This window comes from Sphingopyxis granuli (genome assembly GCF_001559015.1).
In the GTDB taxonomy this organism is placed as follows: Bacteria; Pseudomonadota; Alphaproteobacteria; order Sphingomonadales; family Sphingomonadaceae; genus Sphingopyxis; species Sphingopyxis granuli.
Genome location: NZ_CP012199.1, coordinates 1,141,201 through 1,156,930, shown reverse-complemented (window position 1 = coordinate 1,156,930; position 15,730 = coordinate 1,141,201). Strand labels below are relative to the sequence as shown.

Below are 15,730 nucleotides of genomic sequence, written 5' to 3'. Positions count from 1 at the left end.
TCTCCTTCACGTCGAACGTTGCAGGCCGACGACGATCTCGATCGCCGGTGCGTCGTCGTCGAGCACCGCGGCCCCCAGCCGTTCGTCCCAATAGGTGGCGCCGCCGTGCGCCATGCCGAGCGCCCGCAACCGCGCGGCAAGACCGCCCAGCGCATGCTCCCCGCTGATGCCGATCGCGCCATGGACCGCATGGGCAGTCGCCGCGACGACGCGCGCCGCGCGCGTGGCGCGGGACTTGGCGATGGCCACCAGCGCATCCCGGGGCGGATGCCGCCACCCGGCAAAGGCCGCTTCGGTGGCGATGCGCGCAGCGAAGACATGCTCCGCCATCACCGCGATCTGGTGCTGCACCGCCTGAAAGCGCGCGATGGGCCCGCCGAACTGCTCGCGGACACGCGCATAGTCGACGGTCATGTCGAGCAGCGCCTCCATGAGGCCGACCATCGAGCCCGCGGCGAGCAGGGCGGCGAGCGGCCGGGCAACGTCGGCGCAGCCGCGATCGACGAGAAACCGTTCGATATCCGCGACCGCGAGCGCGTCCGGCTCGTGGCGGCGCGCCACGATGGTCTGCACGACCGGCAGCGCGGGGCGCAGCCGGGCCGCGGCGATCGCGAGGCCGAAGAGGCCGTCGATCCCGACCCCGGCACCGCCTGCGGATTCGGGCCGGCACAGGTCGAGGAAACCCGCGGCGAGAAGTTCGCCCCACGGGTCGGCGGCGTCCGCCGCGCGCAGGCAGCGGTCGAACTGTTCGAGCAGAAGCGGATCGATCGTCATCAGCGAAGCCCCAATCCGCGCGCGATGATCCCGCGCAGCACTTCCCGCGTTCCGCCGCGCAGCGAGAAGGAGGGCGCCATCGCGGCGGTATAGTTCAGCGCCGCGCCGAGGTCGGCCGGGATCGGCGTGCCGAGCGAGGCGAGATGCTCGGCGATCCGCTCGGGAACGTCCTGTTCGAAACGGGTCCCCAGATCCTTGACGATCGACGCCTCGGTGACCGGGCTTTCGGGGTCGTCGAGCCGCGCGGTGACCGCGAGGGACATCTGCCGCAGCGCGCCGAGTTCCGCGATCAGCCGGCCGGCGAGCGCGCGGTCGGTCGCGGTCGTTTCGCGGCGGCCGCGCACGAAGGCCAGCCACTGGTCCAGCAGCACCATGCTCGAATAGAGGCGTTCGGGGCCGCTGCGTTCGAAGGCCAGTTCCTTCATCACCTGCGCCCAGCCTTCGCCCTCGCGCCCGACGAGCGCATCCTCGCCCAGTTCGACATCGTCGAAATGCACCTCGGCAAAATGCGCGTCCCCCGCCAGATCGAGGATCGGCCGGCGCGTCACGCCGGGCAGCGAAAGATCGACGATGAACTGCGACAGCCCCTTTTGCCGATCGCCGGGCTTTCCCGACGTGCGGACGAGCGCGATCATGAAGTGGGCGAGATGGCCGTTCGTCGTCCAGATTTTCGACCCGTTGAGCCGCCAGCCGTCGCCCGACGGGGTGGCGCTGGTGCGGACGCCGGCCAGGTCGGACCCCGCCCCCGGCTCGCTCATGCCGATGCAGAAATGCGCCTCGCCGCGGCATATCCGCGGAATATAATGCGCCTGCTGGGCCGCGGTGCCGAAGTTCAGCAGCAGCGGCGCGCTCTGCCGTTCGGCGATCCAGTGCGCGGCGACCGGCGCACCGGCGGCGAGCAGTTCCTCGTTGAGGACGAAGCGCGCGAAATGGCTTCGCCCGCCGCCGCCAAGGCGGCGCGGCAGCGTCAGCCCCACCCAGCCGCGTTCGGCGAGGCGGGCGCTGAAGGCGGCGTCATAGCCGAGCCACGATCGCGCGCGGCGACCGGCGGGCAGTTCGCGAAGCTCCCGGTCCAGAAAGGCCCGGACCTCGCCGCGAAGCGCCTCGTCCCCGGCGGGGATGGCGGTCAGTTCGAGCGGGCGGATCATGCGCGCGGTCCGCCGGGCACAGCGGCGCCCGCGGCGACGCGGCGGCCGCCCTGCCATCGAGGAAGCCGAGTCATCTTTTTTCGATCACGATCGACGACGCCGCACGGTCCCAGGTCGCGGCGGTGATGCCCTCGGCCCGCAAGCGGTGCTTCATCACGCGCCCGGTGGGCGTGCGCGGCAGTTCGGTGCGGAACTCGATGAAGCGGGGAATGGCGTAATAGGGAACGCGCTCGATCGACCACCGGCACAATTCCTCCGCGTCGACCGTCATGCCGTCGCGCGGAATCGCCACGACCTTCAGCTCATCCTCCGACACCTCGGACGGAACGGCGTGGACCGCCACATCCTCGATCGCGGGATGGGCGCGAAAGACCGCCTCGATCTCGAAGCTCGAAATATTCTCGCCGCCGCGGCGCAGATAATCCTTCTTACGATCGACGAAGGTCAGATAGCCGTCGGTGTCGATCGACACGATGTCGCCCGAGTGGAACCAGAGGTCGCCGAACACCGCCATCGTCTCGACCGGGCGCCCCCAGTAGCCGGTGAACATGACGTTGGGGCGCACCGGGCGCAGCAGCAGTTCGCCGGGCACGCCGGGCGGGCATTCCTCGCCCCGGTCATCTACGACGCGCGCATCGAAGTCGGGCGACACTATGCCCGACGTCCCCGGCCTTTCCCGGCCGATGCGACGATAGGCGACCGGCGCCGCCTCGGTCATGCCGAACGCATGGTTCCCGACGATCGCCGTCCCGAAGCGTTCGCGCCAGATCGTCTCGATCGGGGGCGGAAAGGGAACTCCCAGCGCACAGCGCACCTGGCCGAAGCAGCGCGCCGCGACGTCGCTGTCGGGGGCGTGGGCGATCAGCGCGATCATCGACCCCATCAGATTGACCTGCGTCGCCCCGCTCGCCTCGACCTCGCACCAGAAGCGGCCGAGCGAAAAGCGTTCGAGCAGGACGGACCGGGCACCGACCATCATCGAGGCGAGGATCAGGTTCGCGGTCGCGGCGATGTGGAAAAGCGGCAGCGGGCTGAGCACGACATCGTCCTGGCGGCGGTCGGTCGCCTCGCGGACCCGGCCGCTCATGGTCAGGACATAGCCGTGCGGGAGCGCGCAGCCCTTCGACGGCCCGGTGGTGCCGGAGGTGTAGATGATCAGCGCGATGTCGCCGGGTTCGACGCGCGATGCGACCGGCTCGTCGCCGCATGTCCGCAGGAGCGAGAAGTCGGGAAATTCATCGCCCTGACCCCCGCGCGCGATGATGGTGCGCAGCGTCGGCAGTTCGGACCGGATCGCCGTCACGCGCGGGATGTAATGCGCCTCCGCGATCAGCAGCGCCGATCCCGCGTCGTTGATCTGGTGGCTGAGGAAACCGCCCTTCAGGGCGGTGTTGAGCGGCACCGCGATCGCGCCCAGCTTGTTGATCGCGAACCAGATGAGGACGGCGTCGTCGCTGTTGTCGAGCATCGTCGTGACCGTCGCGCCCTTGACCACCCCCTGCGCCTCCAGCCCGCGGGCGAGCCGGTCCGCCTCGCGGTCGAACGCGGCGAAGCTGTAGGAAACGTCGCCGAACTCCAGAAAGGTCCGATCGGGCCATTGGCGCACCGCCTCGGCGAGCAGGCCGGGGATCGTCATCTGGCCCGCCTGGCTCCAGAGCGGCCCCGCGTCCGCCGGGCGGTAGGGGCGCGCCGCCGATGTCGAGGCGGATTCTGCGGATTCGGAAGGGACGGGCATCGGCTCCAACTCTCTCGCCATCATGTCATGCATCGGCGCGCAGCACGACCCCGCTGGTCGGCACCCCGGTTCCCGCGGTCACCAGCACGTTGCGGCAATCCTCGACTTGGTTGACGGCGGTGCCCCGGATCTGGCGCACCGCTTCGTTCAGGCCGTTCATGCCATGGATATACGCCTCTCCGAGCTGGCCGCCGTGCAGGTTGATCGGCAGTTTCCCGCCATGTTCGATATTGCCGCCGGCGATGAAGTGCCGCGCCTCCCCCCGCGCGCAAAAACCCAGTTCCTCGAGCTGGAGCAGGACGAAGGGGGTGAAATGGTCGTAGAGGATCGCGCAGTCGATGTCGGAGGGCGCCATGCCGCTCTGCGCCCAGAGCTGCCGGCCGACCATCGCCATTTCCGGAAGGCAGGCGATGTCGTCGCGCGCATAGCTCGTCATCGCCTCCTGCCCCGCCGCCGCGCCTTGCGCGGCGCCCGCGATATGGACGGGACGATGCGGAAGGTCGCGCGCGCGCTCCGCGCTCGTCACGACCACCGCGACGCCGCCGTCGCTTTCCTGGCAACAATCGAGAAGGTGAAGCGGATCGACGATCCAGCGCGAGGCCTGATGTTCCTCGATCGTGATCGGTTTTTCGTAGAACCAGGCGTTGGGATTGGTGGCCGCATGCTTGCGGCACGCAACGGCGACGCGGCCGAAATCCTCGCTCGTCGCGCCATATTCATGCATGTAGCGCCGCGCGACCATCGCGATGAACGAGGCGGGGGTGGCCAGGCCGAACGTGGTGTACCAGCCCATGTTGATGCCCTGCGAGGTCGCCACCGGGACGGCGGGAGCGCCGAAGCGGTTCCCCGACCGTTCGTTGAACGCGCGATAGCAGACGACATAATCGGCGAGCCCGGCATTGACGGCCAGCGACGCGAGCATGATCGTCGCGCAGGTGCCGCCGCCGCCGTAAGGCGTGCGGGTGAAGAAGCGCAGCCCCTGCATGCCGAGGCTGCGCGCGACGTCGATTTCGGAACTGGTGTCCGACATGAAGGTCACCAGGCCGTCGATGTCGGAGGGCTTGAGACCGGCGTCGCGCAGCGCGTGCTGCGTGGCCTCGATCGCCAGTTGCAGTTCGGACCGGCCCGACTGCTTGGAAAATTCGGTGGCGCCGATGCCGACGATCGCGGTCTTTCCGGTCGGAAAGCTGGTTGAACTGGTCATTTGCTTGTCTCGCTATCCCGAATGCTGAACTGCGCGTCGAACCCGCCGCCGAGCGGTGTCGATGCGGTAATCGCGAAGTCGTGCGCGCCGGACCGGCTCCCCCGGATCGTGAGGACAGTGTCCGCCAGCACGGGCCTGCCCGCCGCGACCTCGAACGTTTCGATGCGCCCCGGATCGTGACGGCGCAGATAATCGTGCGCGAAGGCGGCCGCGCTCGCGAGGTCGAGGACGGTCGCCGCATAGCCCGCGGCGCGCGCGGCGGCAGGGTCGCGATGCAGCGGCGACAGGTTATTGCTGGCGACCGCGGCGCCCGCGATGCGCGCCGCCGGAAGCTCGATGTCGACCGGCTCCAGCCCGGTCCCGGTGCGGAGACACGCGGGCAGGATCCCGTCTCCGCCCGCGGGGACGAACAGCGGCATCGCACGTTCGAGGCTGTTCGCGGGCCGGAACCGGACCTCCACCTCCATGCCGATCCGGACGTCCGCGGGATCGATTCCGACGATGTTGCTGACGATGCGAACGCCTTCGTCGAGCGCGATCAGGCCGACGACATAAGGCGACGGCAGATCGCCCAGCCGCGAATGGTTGATCGTGAAGCTGTGGACCGTGCCGCGGCCCGATGCGGTGACCGTATCCCACGACAGCGACCCGCAGGCGGGGCAGCTCGGCCCGGGCGGATGGCGAAGCGTCCCGCATTCCTTGCAGCGCTGGATGAGCAGAACCCCGCGATCGACCCCGTCCCACCAGAAGCGATTGTCGTTGGCCACGAGCGGCTGCGGCCAACGGGTGCGGCCCGCCGGCGCAGGCCCGGCGTTTCGCTGCAGGATAGTGAGTTCGACGATGGAAGACGAGGCGCCGCCGTCGCCCGATATTCCGGCGGCGATCCGGACCGCTCGCCCCGCGCCGACCGCGCTTTTCTCGTAATCCTCGACCGGTCCCGCCGCGAGCGACACGCGCACCGGCCGGCCGACGGCGATCTCATCCGACAGGTGCGTGCGGATCCGGACGACCTGCGGCGGCGCCACGCCCTCTCCGTCGGCGCCGAACAGCCGCGGCAGGAGGCCGCCCTGCTCGCATGCGGCGCATGCTAGCGCGGGGAGGAAGGCCGCCGGAACCGCCATCCCGTCGCGGGACGGGTCGAGGGCCAGGCCGAGCGCGGCCGACCAGCGCGCAATGTCGAACGCGGTCACCGGCCCCATATCGACAACCACGGACCCGGTCACGGGTGCTGCCCCGTCTCCGCCGGAATCCGGGCGGCTCGAATCGTTCAGTGTCAGCTCTTCAGCCATGAATATTCTCCCTGCGGCCTGACCGGCCCGCGCGTTATGGACTCTGGAATGCCGCCTATTCGGCGCAATGCGGGATCCATCATGCGAGACTGATGAACATGCCGCCATTCGCGAAAAGATGCTGGCCGGTGATGTAGGATGCGGCATCGGACAGCAGGAAGCAGACGGGATGCGCCGCCTCCTCGACCTGCCCCCAGCGCCCCAGCGGGATGCGGGCGAGCGTCGCGGCCCCGAATCGCTCGCCGCGTATCGTCTCGGTCATGGCGGTTTCGATCACGCCGAAGCCGACGCTGTTGCATCGCACGCTGAAACGCCCCCATTCGCGCGCGGTCGCCATCGTCATGCCGAGGAGCCCGCTTTTCGCGGCGGCATAGTTGAGCTGTCCGACCGTTCCCGTTCGACCGGCGTCCGACGAGATGTTGACGATCGCCCCGCCGGGATGTCCCGCCTCGGCGCGCGCCAGCATGTGCTCGCCGACGAGCTGCGTCCAGATGAAGGTGCCGGTCAGGTGGACGTCGATGACCTCGCGCCACTGCTGCATCGTCATCTTCTCGATCAGCGCCGGGCGCAGGATTCCGGCGTTGTTGACGAGGCCGTCGATGCGTCCGAAGCGCTCCAGCGTGGCGTCGACGCATCGTGCGGCCGCCGCCTCGTCCACCACGTCGGCGACCGCGCCCATCAGCCGGGCGCCATGCTGCGCCTCCAGTTCCTCCAGCCCCGCGGGGTCGCGGTCGACGACCGTCACGCTCGCCCCGAGCGCCAGAACGCCTTCGGCGATCGCCCGGCCGACCCCGCGCCCGCCGCCGGTGACGACGACATGGCGTCCGGCAAGCGAAATCGCGTCCGCGCCGACGGCGGCGGTGATGCCCGCGCCGCTCATGCGCCCAGATACCCGGCCGCCGGAACGTCCCACGTCCCGGGGCTGTTCCAGGCCTCGCGCAGCTTGAACCGCTGCACCCGCTCGCTGCCGAACGTGCGCGGCAGTTCGTCGACGATCTCGATATATTTCGGCATCATGTAGGTCGGCAGCGTCTCCGCCGAATAGGCGGCGATGTCGGCCGGCGCGATGGCCGATCCGCTGTCTTTCACGATCACAAGCTTCACCTCGTCTTCCCCCAGCTCCGAAGGCACCGCGATCGCGCTGCACTCCGCGACACCCGGCATCTGGCGGATCACCGTCTCTATCTCGCTGGGCGCGATGCCCATCGCGCGCCGCCGGATCAGGTCGCGCTTGCGTTCGACGAACCAGTAATGGCCTTCGGCGTCGCGGCGGAAATAGTCACCGAAATGCACCCATCCGCCGCGCACCTTCTCCGCCGACGCCTCGGGGTCGTTGAAGTAGGTGACGACCGGCGCGAAATCGCGTGCGCGCATGATGAGTTCGCCGATCTCTCCGTCCGGAACGTCGCGGTCGTCGTCGTCGACGATACGGGCCTCATATTCCTTCCACGGCCTGCCGACCGATCCCGGCGGCGCGCTTCCATCGTTGGTCATCCAGCATCCGCCCGAATCCACCGAGGAATAGCATTCGAAGATCTGCGCATTGAACCGTTCCTCGAACGGCACCCAGGCATCGGCCGGCATCGCCGCCGACGTGACGACGATCCTGCCGTGGGCGCCGTCTTCCGGCTTTTTCGGCTGGTTCAGCAACATGCGCGGCATGGTGCCCATCAGGTGGATATGATCGCATTTCCGGTCATGGAAATCCTGCCAGAGCCGGCTGGCGCTGAAGCGCGGGGGGATGACCACCGAGCCGCCGAGCGCGAAGGCGATGCACGCCTGCCACACCGCCGCCGTATAGCCCCAGGACAGGGCGATGTAGACTTTCGGCGGATGGTCGAAGCAGCCCCATTTGCGCGCCGCGATCAGGCCGCCGCCCGCCCATGACTGGCCAAGGACGACCCCCTTCGCCTCGCCCGTGGTTCCCGATGTGCCCATGATCAGGGCGGGGTCGGTGATCGCGGGATAATCGCGCGCCAGAAAGGGCGCCACGCTGTGCCCCGCGTCGACCGCGGCGCAGAATTCGGGGCCATGGCCATCGAGGACGGCCGGCGGAGAAGCGGCCGCCGCGGCGGCTTCGGACGCCGCTTCGAAGCAGGCTTCGTCGGCGATCACCAGCGAGAGGCGATAGCGTTCGAACAGCCGGGTCAGCAGCGCGCCGCTCATCTGGTAGTTGATCGGGCACAGCACCGCGCCGATGAGCGTGGTCGCGAGAAGCGTGTACAGGGCGTGCGGGTGCCCCCGGAACATGTAGCCGACATGATCGCCGCGCCCGATCCCCCGGCTTTCGAGCAGGCGGGCGATGCCGCCGATCGCCTTCGCCGCCTCGCCATAGCTGATCCGCCGGTCCTCATATTCGATCGCCAGCCGGTCGGCCGGCGCCGCCGCGATCTTCGCGACGATGTCGGCAAAGCGGATTCCGGCCGGATATCCGGCGGCGGTAAGAATATCGGCTATCGAGGGCTCGCTTTCGCGAGCCAGGGCGTCATCGTGCATGTTCGATACCTCGGCCAGGATTGACGGAAGCGGCGTCACGGGCCGCGTTCAGGATTCGGCTTGCTTGAACGGCGCATCGCGCCAGGCGATCGCCGCGTTCACGCCGTCCTTCGCCGCGATCTCGATGAAGCGGTCGAAAGCGGGCGTCGTGTGGTACATCGCGTTATAGTCCGCGCCGGCATAGACCGCGGTCCGCAGCCCGCCGATCTCGTCCCAGCGGTTCACGAGATGCTTGACCGTCGTCAGCGCATCGAGCGGAACGTTCGCGATCTTGCGGCACATCGCCATGACGTGCGCATCGAGCGCATCGTCCGACACCGCCGCGTTGATCATCCCGAGCCGTTCGGCCTCGGCGGCGCCGATCATGTCGCCGGTGAACAGCAGCTCCTTCGCCTTGATCGAACCGATCTTGAGCGGCCACTGGCCGATCGTGACGGGGATGCCGTGCGCGCGCGAGGGCGGGTGCCCGAACCGCGCGCTTTCGGCGGAGAAGATGAGGTCGCAGGAACCGATGAGTTCGATGCCGGCGCCAAGGCAATAGCCGTGCACCTGCGCGACCACGGGCTTGCGATAGCTCCACAGATGAAGATGCCGGTCGGCCAGTGTCCGCAGCCAGACGCGGTCGCGCCACAGCTGCGCCTCGCCGAGATCGGCCGCATTCGCGCCCTTCGGGGGCGATTCCTCGAGATATTTGTCATAGATCTGGCCCATGTCGCCGCCGGCGCAGAAGGACCGGCCCTCGCCCTTCAGCCGGATCACCCGCACGGCATCGCCCGGGTCCAGCTCGGCCAGCGCGTCGAGCAGTTCGACGTGCATGGTTTCATTGAGCGCGTTCAGCCGCTCCGGGCGATTGAAGGAGATCGTGGCGACGGGGCCGTCGATTTCGACCTTGATCTCTTTAAATTCGGGCATGATTTCCTCTCCACCGTCTAACTAGTATGGTTCTATACCATACGAAATCGGGTGGCAAGGCCGATTTTGCGGGAGACGCCCCTTGACCAAATGGGATTGCGCGATGAAGTATGCTTGAATACGAAGCAGATGGCCGGAGAACAAATGACACGCCATTCCGAAAAATATGACCAGTGGGACGTCGAACTGGGGGTTCTGATGCACGACGTCGCGCGTCTGCGACGGGTCGTGTTCGACAAGGATATGAAACCCCTGGGCGTCACCCGGTCGCATGCATGGGTGCTCGCGCGCCTGGGGGCGGAGGACGGGCTGAGCCAGGTCGAACTCGCCGCGGTGCTGAGCGTCGGCAAGGCGGCGCTGGGCGGGATTCTCGACGGGCTCGAAGCCTCCGACCTGATCAGCCGGAGCGACGACCCCGTCGACCGGCGCGTCCGGCGCGTCTATGTGACCGACAAGGGCCGGCAGGCGATCCGGGCGATGCGTCAGCGGCTGCGCCCGCTGAGCGAGCGCATCCTGCGAAACGTGAAGGCCGAGGATCGGGACAATCTGCTGCGGTCGCTGCAGACCGTGAAATCGAACCTGCTCGAACTGGCGAACGAAGACCCCGAATAGGCGGCGCTACGCCGCGGCCGGACGGGGCGCGGCCGCTTCCTTCTTCAGTGCGGCGGCCATCGCGATCGCCGCCACCCCCGCCGCCGCCATGATGATCAGCGCCAGGGCATAGGCACGGCCGTCGGGATAGGCGGGGCTTCCGCCCGCTTCGAGGGCGATCGTCGACGATGCGAGGGTAAGCAGCACGACCTGCGAGCCGATCGCCTGGAAGATCGCGCGGAGAACGCTCGACAGGCCGGCCGCCTCGCTCGTCCGGTCGGTGGGCGCGGCGAGGACGATGATGTTGCCGACGGTCGCATAGAGCATCGATATCCCGATCTGGATCACGATCCCGAACGCCAGCAGTATCGCGATCGAGGAGTGGTCGGCCAGAAGGGCGAGCAATCCGCCGGTCATGATCGACGCCGACCATATCGCCGCGCCGCGGCCGCCGATCCGGCTCGTCAGCAATCCCCCGAAGGGCGAGCCGACGGTGCCCACGGCATAGGCGGGGAATTTGACGAGCGCGGCGGCCGTCGCGGTCGCGCCCAGCCCGACGAGGGTCCATGTCGGCTGCTGCACGAGCATCGTCACGATGATCGTGGTCTGCATCGCGCCGAAGGCGCACATCGAAAAGACGCCGTTGGCCAGCAGAATCTCCCGGCGCGCCAGAAGGCGGATGTCGATCAGCGGCGCCGGATGCCGGAGCTCGTAGCGCGCCCAGAGCGCGAGCACGCCCAGCGCCGCGACGCCGAGGGCCAGGCTGCGCGGATCGAGCACGCCCCAGCGGAACGCGTCGGTCGCCGCCAGCAATATCCCCACCACGCCGGGAACGAAGAGGATGCCGCCGAGCACGTCGAGATCGCCCTGCGGCCGTGCCCCCGCGCCGCGCAGCGGAAAGAAGCACGCCGCGATGGCCGCGCCGGCGAGAGCGAGGCCGAAGCTGAGGGTGAACATCCAGCGCCATGAGATATGGTCGACGATGATCGCGCCGGCCAGAAACCCCAGGCCGGCGCCCAGCGATGCCGTCCCCGCGAGCACGCCGATCGCGATCGGCAGCATCGGCGCCGGAAGGTGCAGGCGCGCCAGGCCGAAGCAGAGCGGCAGCACGGCGCCCGCCGATCCCTGCAATGCCCGGCCGGCGATCAGCCATGCCAGCGTCGGCGCCCATGCGGCCATCGCGGAGCCGATGGCGGAGAGCATGAGCATGATGACGAGGATGCGCGCCCTTCCATACAGGTCGCCGAGGCGCGCGCAGACCGCCGCGAAGGCGGCCGAGCCGACGAGATAGCCGGTGACGAGCCAGCTCACCCCGATCGGATCGGGAAATTCGCGCAGCAGGGTCGGCAACGCGGCAAACACCATGCTCGTTTCGTAGGATGCCGACAATTCGGCCAGCACGAGAGCGGTCAGTGCCAGATAGGGAAACCACTTGCTTGACCTGTCCACGCGCGATTCCTTGTCAGCTTGCCACGCCATCCTGCCGCCCGGGCCGCGCCGGGCAACCGAAAAAGGGCGGCCGCCGGAAATCGGGGGCCGCCCGGTCGAGCCGCATCCGGTCGGCCTATTCCCCGCCGAACGACTTGCGGAACGAGATCCCGAACATGCGCGGTTCCCGCGTCACGGCCAGCTGGGGTCCGCCGCCGCCGGCGCGGGTCGAGCCCAGTATCTGATATTTCTTGTTGAGCGCGTTCGTCGCGAACAGGGCGATCGTGACGTCGGCCGATTCGATCGTGTAATCGAGGCGCAGGTTGAGCAGTCCGACGTCGCTGCGGACCAGTTCGTCGACGAGCGCGACGGGAAGGGCCTGATCGACGAGGCGGGGGGTCGGCCGGGCGCCGGCAGCCCACGACCAGTCGGCCTGCATCGCGATGCGCGCATTGGGCGCAAAGAACTGATAACGGGCGTTCAACGTATAGGTCCAGGGCGGATTCGGGAAATGCTCGCCGCTGGCGTCGACGACCTGATTGAGCCGGTTCAGCGCGGTCGGATAGGAATTATACTTGCCGTCCAGATAGGCCACCGTGCCGCCGAGCGACAGGCCCTGCGCGGGCTGCAACGTCACATCGGCCTCGAAGCCGCGTATCCGCGCACGCGCGGCGTTGGTCGTCAGCACGGTGTTGACGTTGCCGACCGGAACGATCGCGGTTTCCTGCTTGTTCGAATAGCGCGTCGTATAGGCGGCGATATTGGTGCGCAGCAGGCCGTCCAGCAGCCGTCCCTTCATCCCCACCTCGATCTCGCGTGCCTTTTCCGGCTGGAACGGCGGAGCGATCGGCCGGGTGTCGAAGCCGCCGCCCTTGAAGCCCTGCGAAATCTTCGCATAGAGCAGCACGTCGTCGGTGATCTGGTTACTGATGCTGGCGAGCCACGACCAGCCTTCGAAGGTCGCCCGGCGCGTGACGGCGCATTGCATCGGATCGGTGACGACGGCGGTCGAGGTCGTGTTGCACTGATAGAGGCCCGTCGAGGGCGCGAAACGATTGTTGAGCTGCGTCAGCCCCTTCGTCTCGCGGTTGTAGCGGAGCCCGCCGGTCAGCGTGATCCGGTCGGACAGCCGCACGTCGTTCTGCGTGAAGATCGACCAGCTGCGGTTGATGATGTCGATCACATGGGTCTGGTTGATCGTATAGGGGTTCCCCTGCACGACGCGGATCTGGTCCGCCCACAGATTGTTCGTCGACGAATCGTCGCCCTTCTCGTCGCTGACGAACCCGCCGACCAGCCAGGTCAGCGGTCCCGCCTCGCCGGTGAGGTTCAGTTCCTGCGTGAACAGCCGGTCCTTGACCAGCGCGTACGGCGGGAAATAGTTCGGCCCCGGGCTGTCGGCGCCGTAGAGCAGCAGATTGAAGCGGGTGCCGTCGAGGTCCATCTGACGATCGTTCTTGAACCGGCGGAAACCCGAGATCGATTTGATGCTGACCGCGTCGCTGATGTCGTAGGCGATGGTCAGCCCGACCGACACCGCATCCAGATCGTCGAATTGCTTGTCGTTGATGTCGGACGTGAAGAAGTCCGCGGTTCCCCGATTCACCGCGTCCTGCAGGGCGGCGCGCGCCGCCGTGATGCTCGCCGGCAATGTCGGGTCGAGCCCCAGGTCGATCGCGACCTGCTGGTCGGCGTTCGTCATCGGGAGGTAGAAGCGCGGGGTGAGCAGCGGGCCGTTTTCCCGAATGCGCAGGACATCGGCCTTCAGGCCGATCGACAGATTGCTCGTCGGGTCGAATTGCAGCGACCCCCGAATATAGGTCTGGTTCTTGTTGCCGCCGACATCCTGACCGGTGATGCGCGATGTCCCGTAGCCGTCGCGGGTCCAGTTCTGAAAGGCGATGCGCGCCGCGAGCTTGTCGTCGACGAGTTCGACATTCATCGCGCCGTTGACCCGGCGGCTGGCATGGTTGCCCAGCTCGGCGAAAATATAGCCGTGCTCGCCGTCGTAATCGGCGTTCTTCGAAACGAGGTTGATCGCACCGCCCGTCGTGTTGCGGCCATAGAGGGTTCCCTGCGGCCCTTTCAGCACCTCGATGCGGTCGAGGTCGAAGAAGGCGGCGGACAGGCCATAGACGCGCGGATAGTTGACGCCGTCGACATAGACGCCGACCGGCTGGTCGAAGGTCAGCTGGATTTCGCTCGCCGCCTGACCGCGGAGGGTGAAGACCGCGCTGCTGTCTGCCTGAAGGCTCTGCGCCACGCGGAGGCCGGGGGTGAAATTGCCGATGTCGAGCGCCGACTTGATCCCGGTTTCCTCGAGCTTCGCGCCCGAAAATGCGGAAACCGCCACCGGCACCTTGCTCAGCGATTCCTCGCGCTTGCGGGCGGTGACGACGATGTCCTGCGAGTCATAGCCATATTGGTCGGCGCGCGCGCCGGCGTCGGTCGGCGCGCTGTTCGCCGGCGATGCATCCTGGGCCCAGGCCTGCCCACCACCGGCGAGGCCGAATATCGAGCAGCCCGCAACGAGCGCAACTATCTTGGAACCCATCTTCCGTCCCTCCCATTCGGTGCGGGACTCCCCGCTTCCTTATTCGTTCGACGGATATGTATCGTTACATATGGTATGTGTCAATACCTTATAGAAGCATTCTTAATTCGGCCGAGCACCCGTTCAGGGCGCCAGAACGACCGTCTTCGTTTCGAGGAACGACCGCAGGCCCTCCGCGCCGCCTTCGCGGCCGATTCCCGATCGCTTGAAGCCGCCGAATGCGATGCCGAAATCGGGCCGCGAACCGTTATGCCCGACGCTGCCGGCGCGAATCTGCCGGGCCACGTCGAGGGCGCGGTCGGCGGAAGCGGTGAACACGGCGGCGTTCAGCCCGTACAGGCTGTCGTTCGCGAGCGCGACGGCCTCGCGTTCGTCGGCGCAGGGAATGACCGAAAGCACCGGCCCGAACACCTCCTCGCGCGCGATCGTCATGGCGTTCGATACATGGCCGAACACCGTCGGCGCCACGAAAAAGCCGTCCAGGCCGTTGGAGGGACGCACGCCGCCGCACGCAAGCGTCGCGCCCTCCGCAACCGCCCCTTCGACATATTGCTCGATCCGCGCGCGCTGCCGCTCGCTCGCCACCGGCCCCATGCCCGTCGCAGGATCGAAGGGATCGGCGACCCGGACGGTTGCGAAAGCCGAACAGAGCGCCTCCACCATGGCATCGTGCCGGTCGCGGCGGACGACCACCCGCGTCAGCGCGGCGCACACCTGGCCGGAAAGGAAGGTGGCGCCGCCGGCAATCGTGGCGGCCGCCTGCCCTATGTCGAAATCGTCGAGGACGATCGCGGCGGACTTGCCCCCCAGTTCGAGCGTGCAGCGCGCGACGCGGGAACCGCACACCGCGCCGATATGCTGGCCTACCTCGGTCGATCCGGTGAACGATATCTTGTCGACCAGCGGGTCGCGTACCAGGGCATCGGAGGCCTGCCGGTCGGCGGTGACCATGTTGACCACACCGCGGGGCAGCCCCACCTCGTCGCAGATCTCGGCAAAGATGCAGGCGGCGCCCGGCGCTTCCGGCGACGCCTTCAGGACGATCGTGCAGCCGGCGAGAAGCGCCGGCGCGCATTTGTGCATGATCATCGAAACGGGCGCGTTCCAGGGAATGATCGCGGCGACGACGCCGACGGGCTCGCGCAGGAGCAAGGCACGGCCGCCCACGGAGGAGGCGTGTTCCTCGCTGAAGGGAAAGCTGTCGGCGAGGCCGGCATAGGAGCGAAAGCCGTCGGGGATCGAAGGCATGACCCGGTCGGCGTGCGTGGTCGTGATGCCCGTCTCCGCGATCCAGAGCGACTTGAGATCGGCGAGCCGCCCTTCCAGCCGGTCCGCGATCGCCCAAAGCCAAGCGGCCCGCTCGTCGTGAGTCATCTGCGTCCAGGGCCCCGCGTCGAACGCCTCCCGCGCCGCCCGCACGGCCAGCGCGATGTCGTCGGTTCCGGCCTCGGCCACCTCCATGAAGACCGTTGCGGTGGCCGCATCCGCGACCGCGATCCGCTGGCCCGTCGAGGCGCGCGTCCACGCCCCGTCGATATAGAGCGCGTCGGGCCGCGCCACGGGGGCGATCCGCGGGCGATCGTTCAAAGGTCGTACTCC

At 68.0% G+C, this 15,730-nt stretch carries 12 protein-coding genes; 1 reads left to right on the top strand and 11 read right to left on the bottom strand.

Translation table 11 applies throughout. The features are described from left to right. Positions 1-6: 6 nt before the first annotated feature. The 8 genes from SGRAN_RS05385 to SGRAN_RS05350 all read right to left on the bottom strand — a co-directional run bounded on the left by SGRAN_RS05385 (position 7) and on the right by SGRAN_RS05350 (position 9,558). On the bottom strand, positions 7-774 hold the full coding sequence (locus tag SGRAN_RS05385) for an acyl-CoA dehydrogenase family protein (RefSeq protein WP_067181324.1): 768 nt from the start codon (positions 772-774) through the stop codon (positions 7-9). Continuing rightward, on the bottom strand, positions 774-1,922 hold the full coding sequence (locus SGRAN_RS05380) for an acyl-CoA dehydrogenase family protein (RefSeq protein ID WP_067186921.1): 1,149 nt from the start codon (positions 1,920-1,922) through the stop codon (positions 774-776). Before SGRAN_RS05380 ends, SGRAN_RS05385 begins: the two co-directional genes overlap by 1 nt. Positions 1,923-1,992: 70 nt before the next feature. Next, a complete protein-coding gene (locus SGRAN_RS05375; RefSeq protein ID WP_082737423.1) occupies positions 1,993-3,657 on the bottom strand; it encodes an AMP-binding protein in 1,665 nt (554 codons plus the stop codon). 25 nt (positions 3,658-3,682) lie between these two features. Continuing rightward, entirely contained in the window at positions 3,683-4,861 is a 1,179-nt protein-coding gene (locus tag SGRAN_RS05370) for a lipid-transfer protein (RefSeq protein ID WP_067105187.1), read from the bottom strand. Continuing rightward, positions 4,858-6,150, bottom strand: a complete 1,293-nt coding sequence (locus SGRAN_RS05365) for a Zn-ribbon domain-containing OB-fold protein (RefSeq protein WP_067181322.1) — start codon at positions 6,148-6,150, stop codon at positions 4,858-4,860. The genes SGRAN_RS05370 and SGRAN_RS05365 overlap by 4 nt, the downstream gene beginning before the upstream one ends. Before the next feature lie 79 nt (positions 6,151-6,229). Then, a complete protein-coding gene (locus tag SGRAN_RS05360) occupies positions 6,230-7,030 on the bottom strand; it encodes an SDR family NAD(P)-dependent oxidoreductase (protein WP_067181320.1) in 801 nt (266 codons plus the stop codon). After that, the gene (locus tag SGRAN_RS05355; protein WP_148650799.1) at positions 7,027-8,646 is read right to left on the bottom strand and encodes an AMP-binding protein; all 1,620 of its coding nucleotides are present in this window, start codon (positions 8,644-8,646) and stop codon (positions 7,027-7,029) included. The genes SGRAN_RS05360 and SGRAN_RS05355 overlap by 4 nt, the downstream gene beginning before the upstream one ends. A 48-nt stretch (positions 8,647-8,694) precedes the next feature. Beyond that, on the bottom strand, positions 8,695-9,558 hold the full coding sequence (locus SGRAN_RS05350; RefSeq protein WP_067181310.1) for an enoyl-CoA hydratase-related protein: 864 nt from the start codon (positions 9,556-9,558) through the stop codon (positions 8,695-8,697). A 144-nt stretch (positions 9,559-9,702) separates the two neighbouring features. Here SGRAN_RS05350 and SGRAN_RS05345 point away from each other — a divergent pair, with 144 nt between their 5' ends. Then, positions 9,703-10,170 (top strand): MarR family winged helix-turn-helix transcriptional regulator, encoded by a 468-nt coding sequence (locus tag SGRAN_RS05345; RefSeq protein ID WP_067105192.1) that lies wholly within the window; start codon positions 9,703-9,705, stop codon positions 10,168-10,170. 6 nt (positions 10,171-10,176) lie between these two features. Here SGRAN_RS05345 and SGRAN_RS05340 read toward each other — a convergent pair whose 3' ends face one another. The 3 genes from SGRAN_RS05340 to SGRAN_RS05330 form a co-directional block, all read right to left on the bottom strand. Continuing rightward, positions 10,177-11,598: an MFS transporter gene (locus SGRAN_RS05340; protein WP_067181308.1), complete on the bottom strand. Its 1,422-nt coding sequence runs from the start codon at positions 11,596-11,598 to the stop codon at positions 10,177-10,179. 115 nt (positions 11,599-11,713) lie between these two features. After that, positions 11,714-14,131 carry a TonB-dependent receptor gene (locus tag SGRAN_RS05335; RefSeq protein WP_067181306.1) on the bottom strand — a complete coding sequence of 806 codons (2,418 nt, stop codon included), beginning with the start codon at positions 14,129-14,131 and terminating at the stop codon, positions 11,714-11,716. 123 nt (positions 14,132-14,254) lie between these two features. Beyond that, positions 14,255-15,718 (bottom strand): aldehyde dehydrogenase, encoded by a 1,464-nt coding sequence (locus tag SGRAN_RS05330; protein ID WP_067181304.1) that lies wholly within the window; start codon positions 15,716-15,718, stop codon positions 14,255-14,257. Positions 15,719-15,730: the final 12 nt, after the last annotated feature.

What these genes read in the sequence shown, in the direction of transcription:
- SGRAN_RS05385 (WP_067181324.1), bottom strand. Translation starts at nt 774, where the DNA reads ATGACGATCGATCCGCTTCTGCTCGAACAGTTCGACCGCTGCCTGCGC.
- SGRAN_RS05380 (WP_067186921.1), bottom strand. Translation starts at nt 1,922, where the DNA reads ATGATCCGCCCGCTCGAACTGACCGCCATCCCCGCCGGGGACGAGGCG.
- SGRAN_RS05375 (WP_082737423.1), bottom strand. Translation starts at nt 3,657, where the DNA reads ATGCCCGTCCCTTCCGAATCCGCAGAATCCGCCTCGACATCGGCGGCG.
- SGRAN_RS05370 (WP_067105187.1), bottom strand. Translation starts at nt 4,861, where the DNA reads ATGACCAGTTCAACCAGCTTTCCGACCGGAAAGACCGCGATCGTCGGC.
- SGRAN_RS05365 (WP_067181322.1), bottom strand. Translation starts at nt 6,150, where the DNA reads ATGGCTGAAGAGCTGACACTGAACGATTCGAGCCGCCCGGATTCCGGC.
- SGRAN_RS05360 (WP_067181320.1), bottom strand. Translation starts at nt 7,030, where the DNA reads ATGAGCGGCGCGGGCATCACCGCCGCCGTCGGCGCGGACGCGATTTCG.
- SGRAN_RS05355 (WP_148650799.1), bottom strand. Translation starts at nt 8,646, where the DNA reads ATGCACGATGACGCCCTGGCTCGCGAAAGCGAGCCCTCGATAGCCGAT.
- SGRAN_RS05350 (WP_067181310.1), bottom strand. Translation starts at nt 9,558, where the DNA reads ATGCCCGAATTTAAAGAGATCAAGGTCGAAATCGACGGCCCCGTCGCC.
- SGRAN_RS05345 (WP_067105192.1), top strand. Translation starts at nt 9,703, where the DNA reads ATGACACGCCATTCCGAAAAATATGACCAGTGGGACGTCGAACTGGGG.
- SGRAN_RS05335 (WP_067181306.1), bottom strand. Translation starts at nt 14,131, where the DNA reads ATGGGTTCCAAGATAGTTGCGCTCGTTGCGGGCTGCTCGATATTCGGC.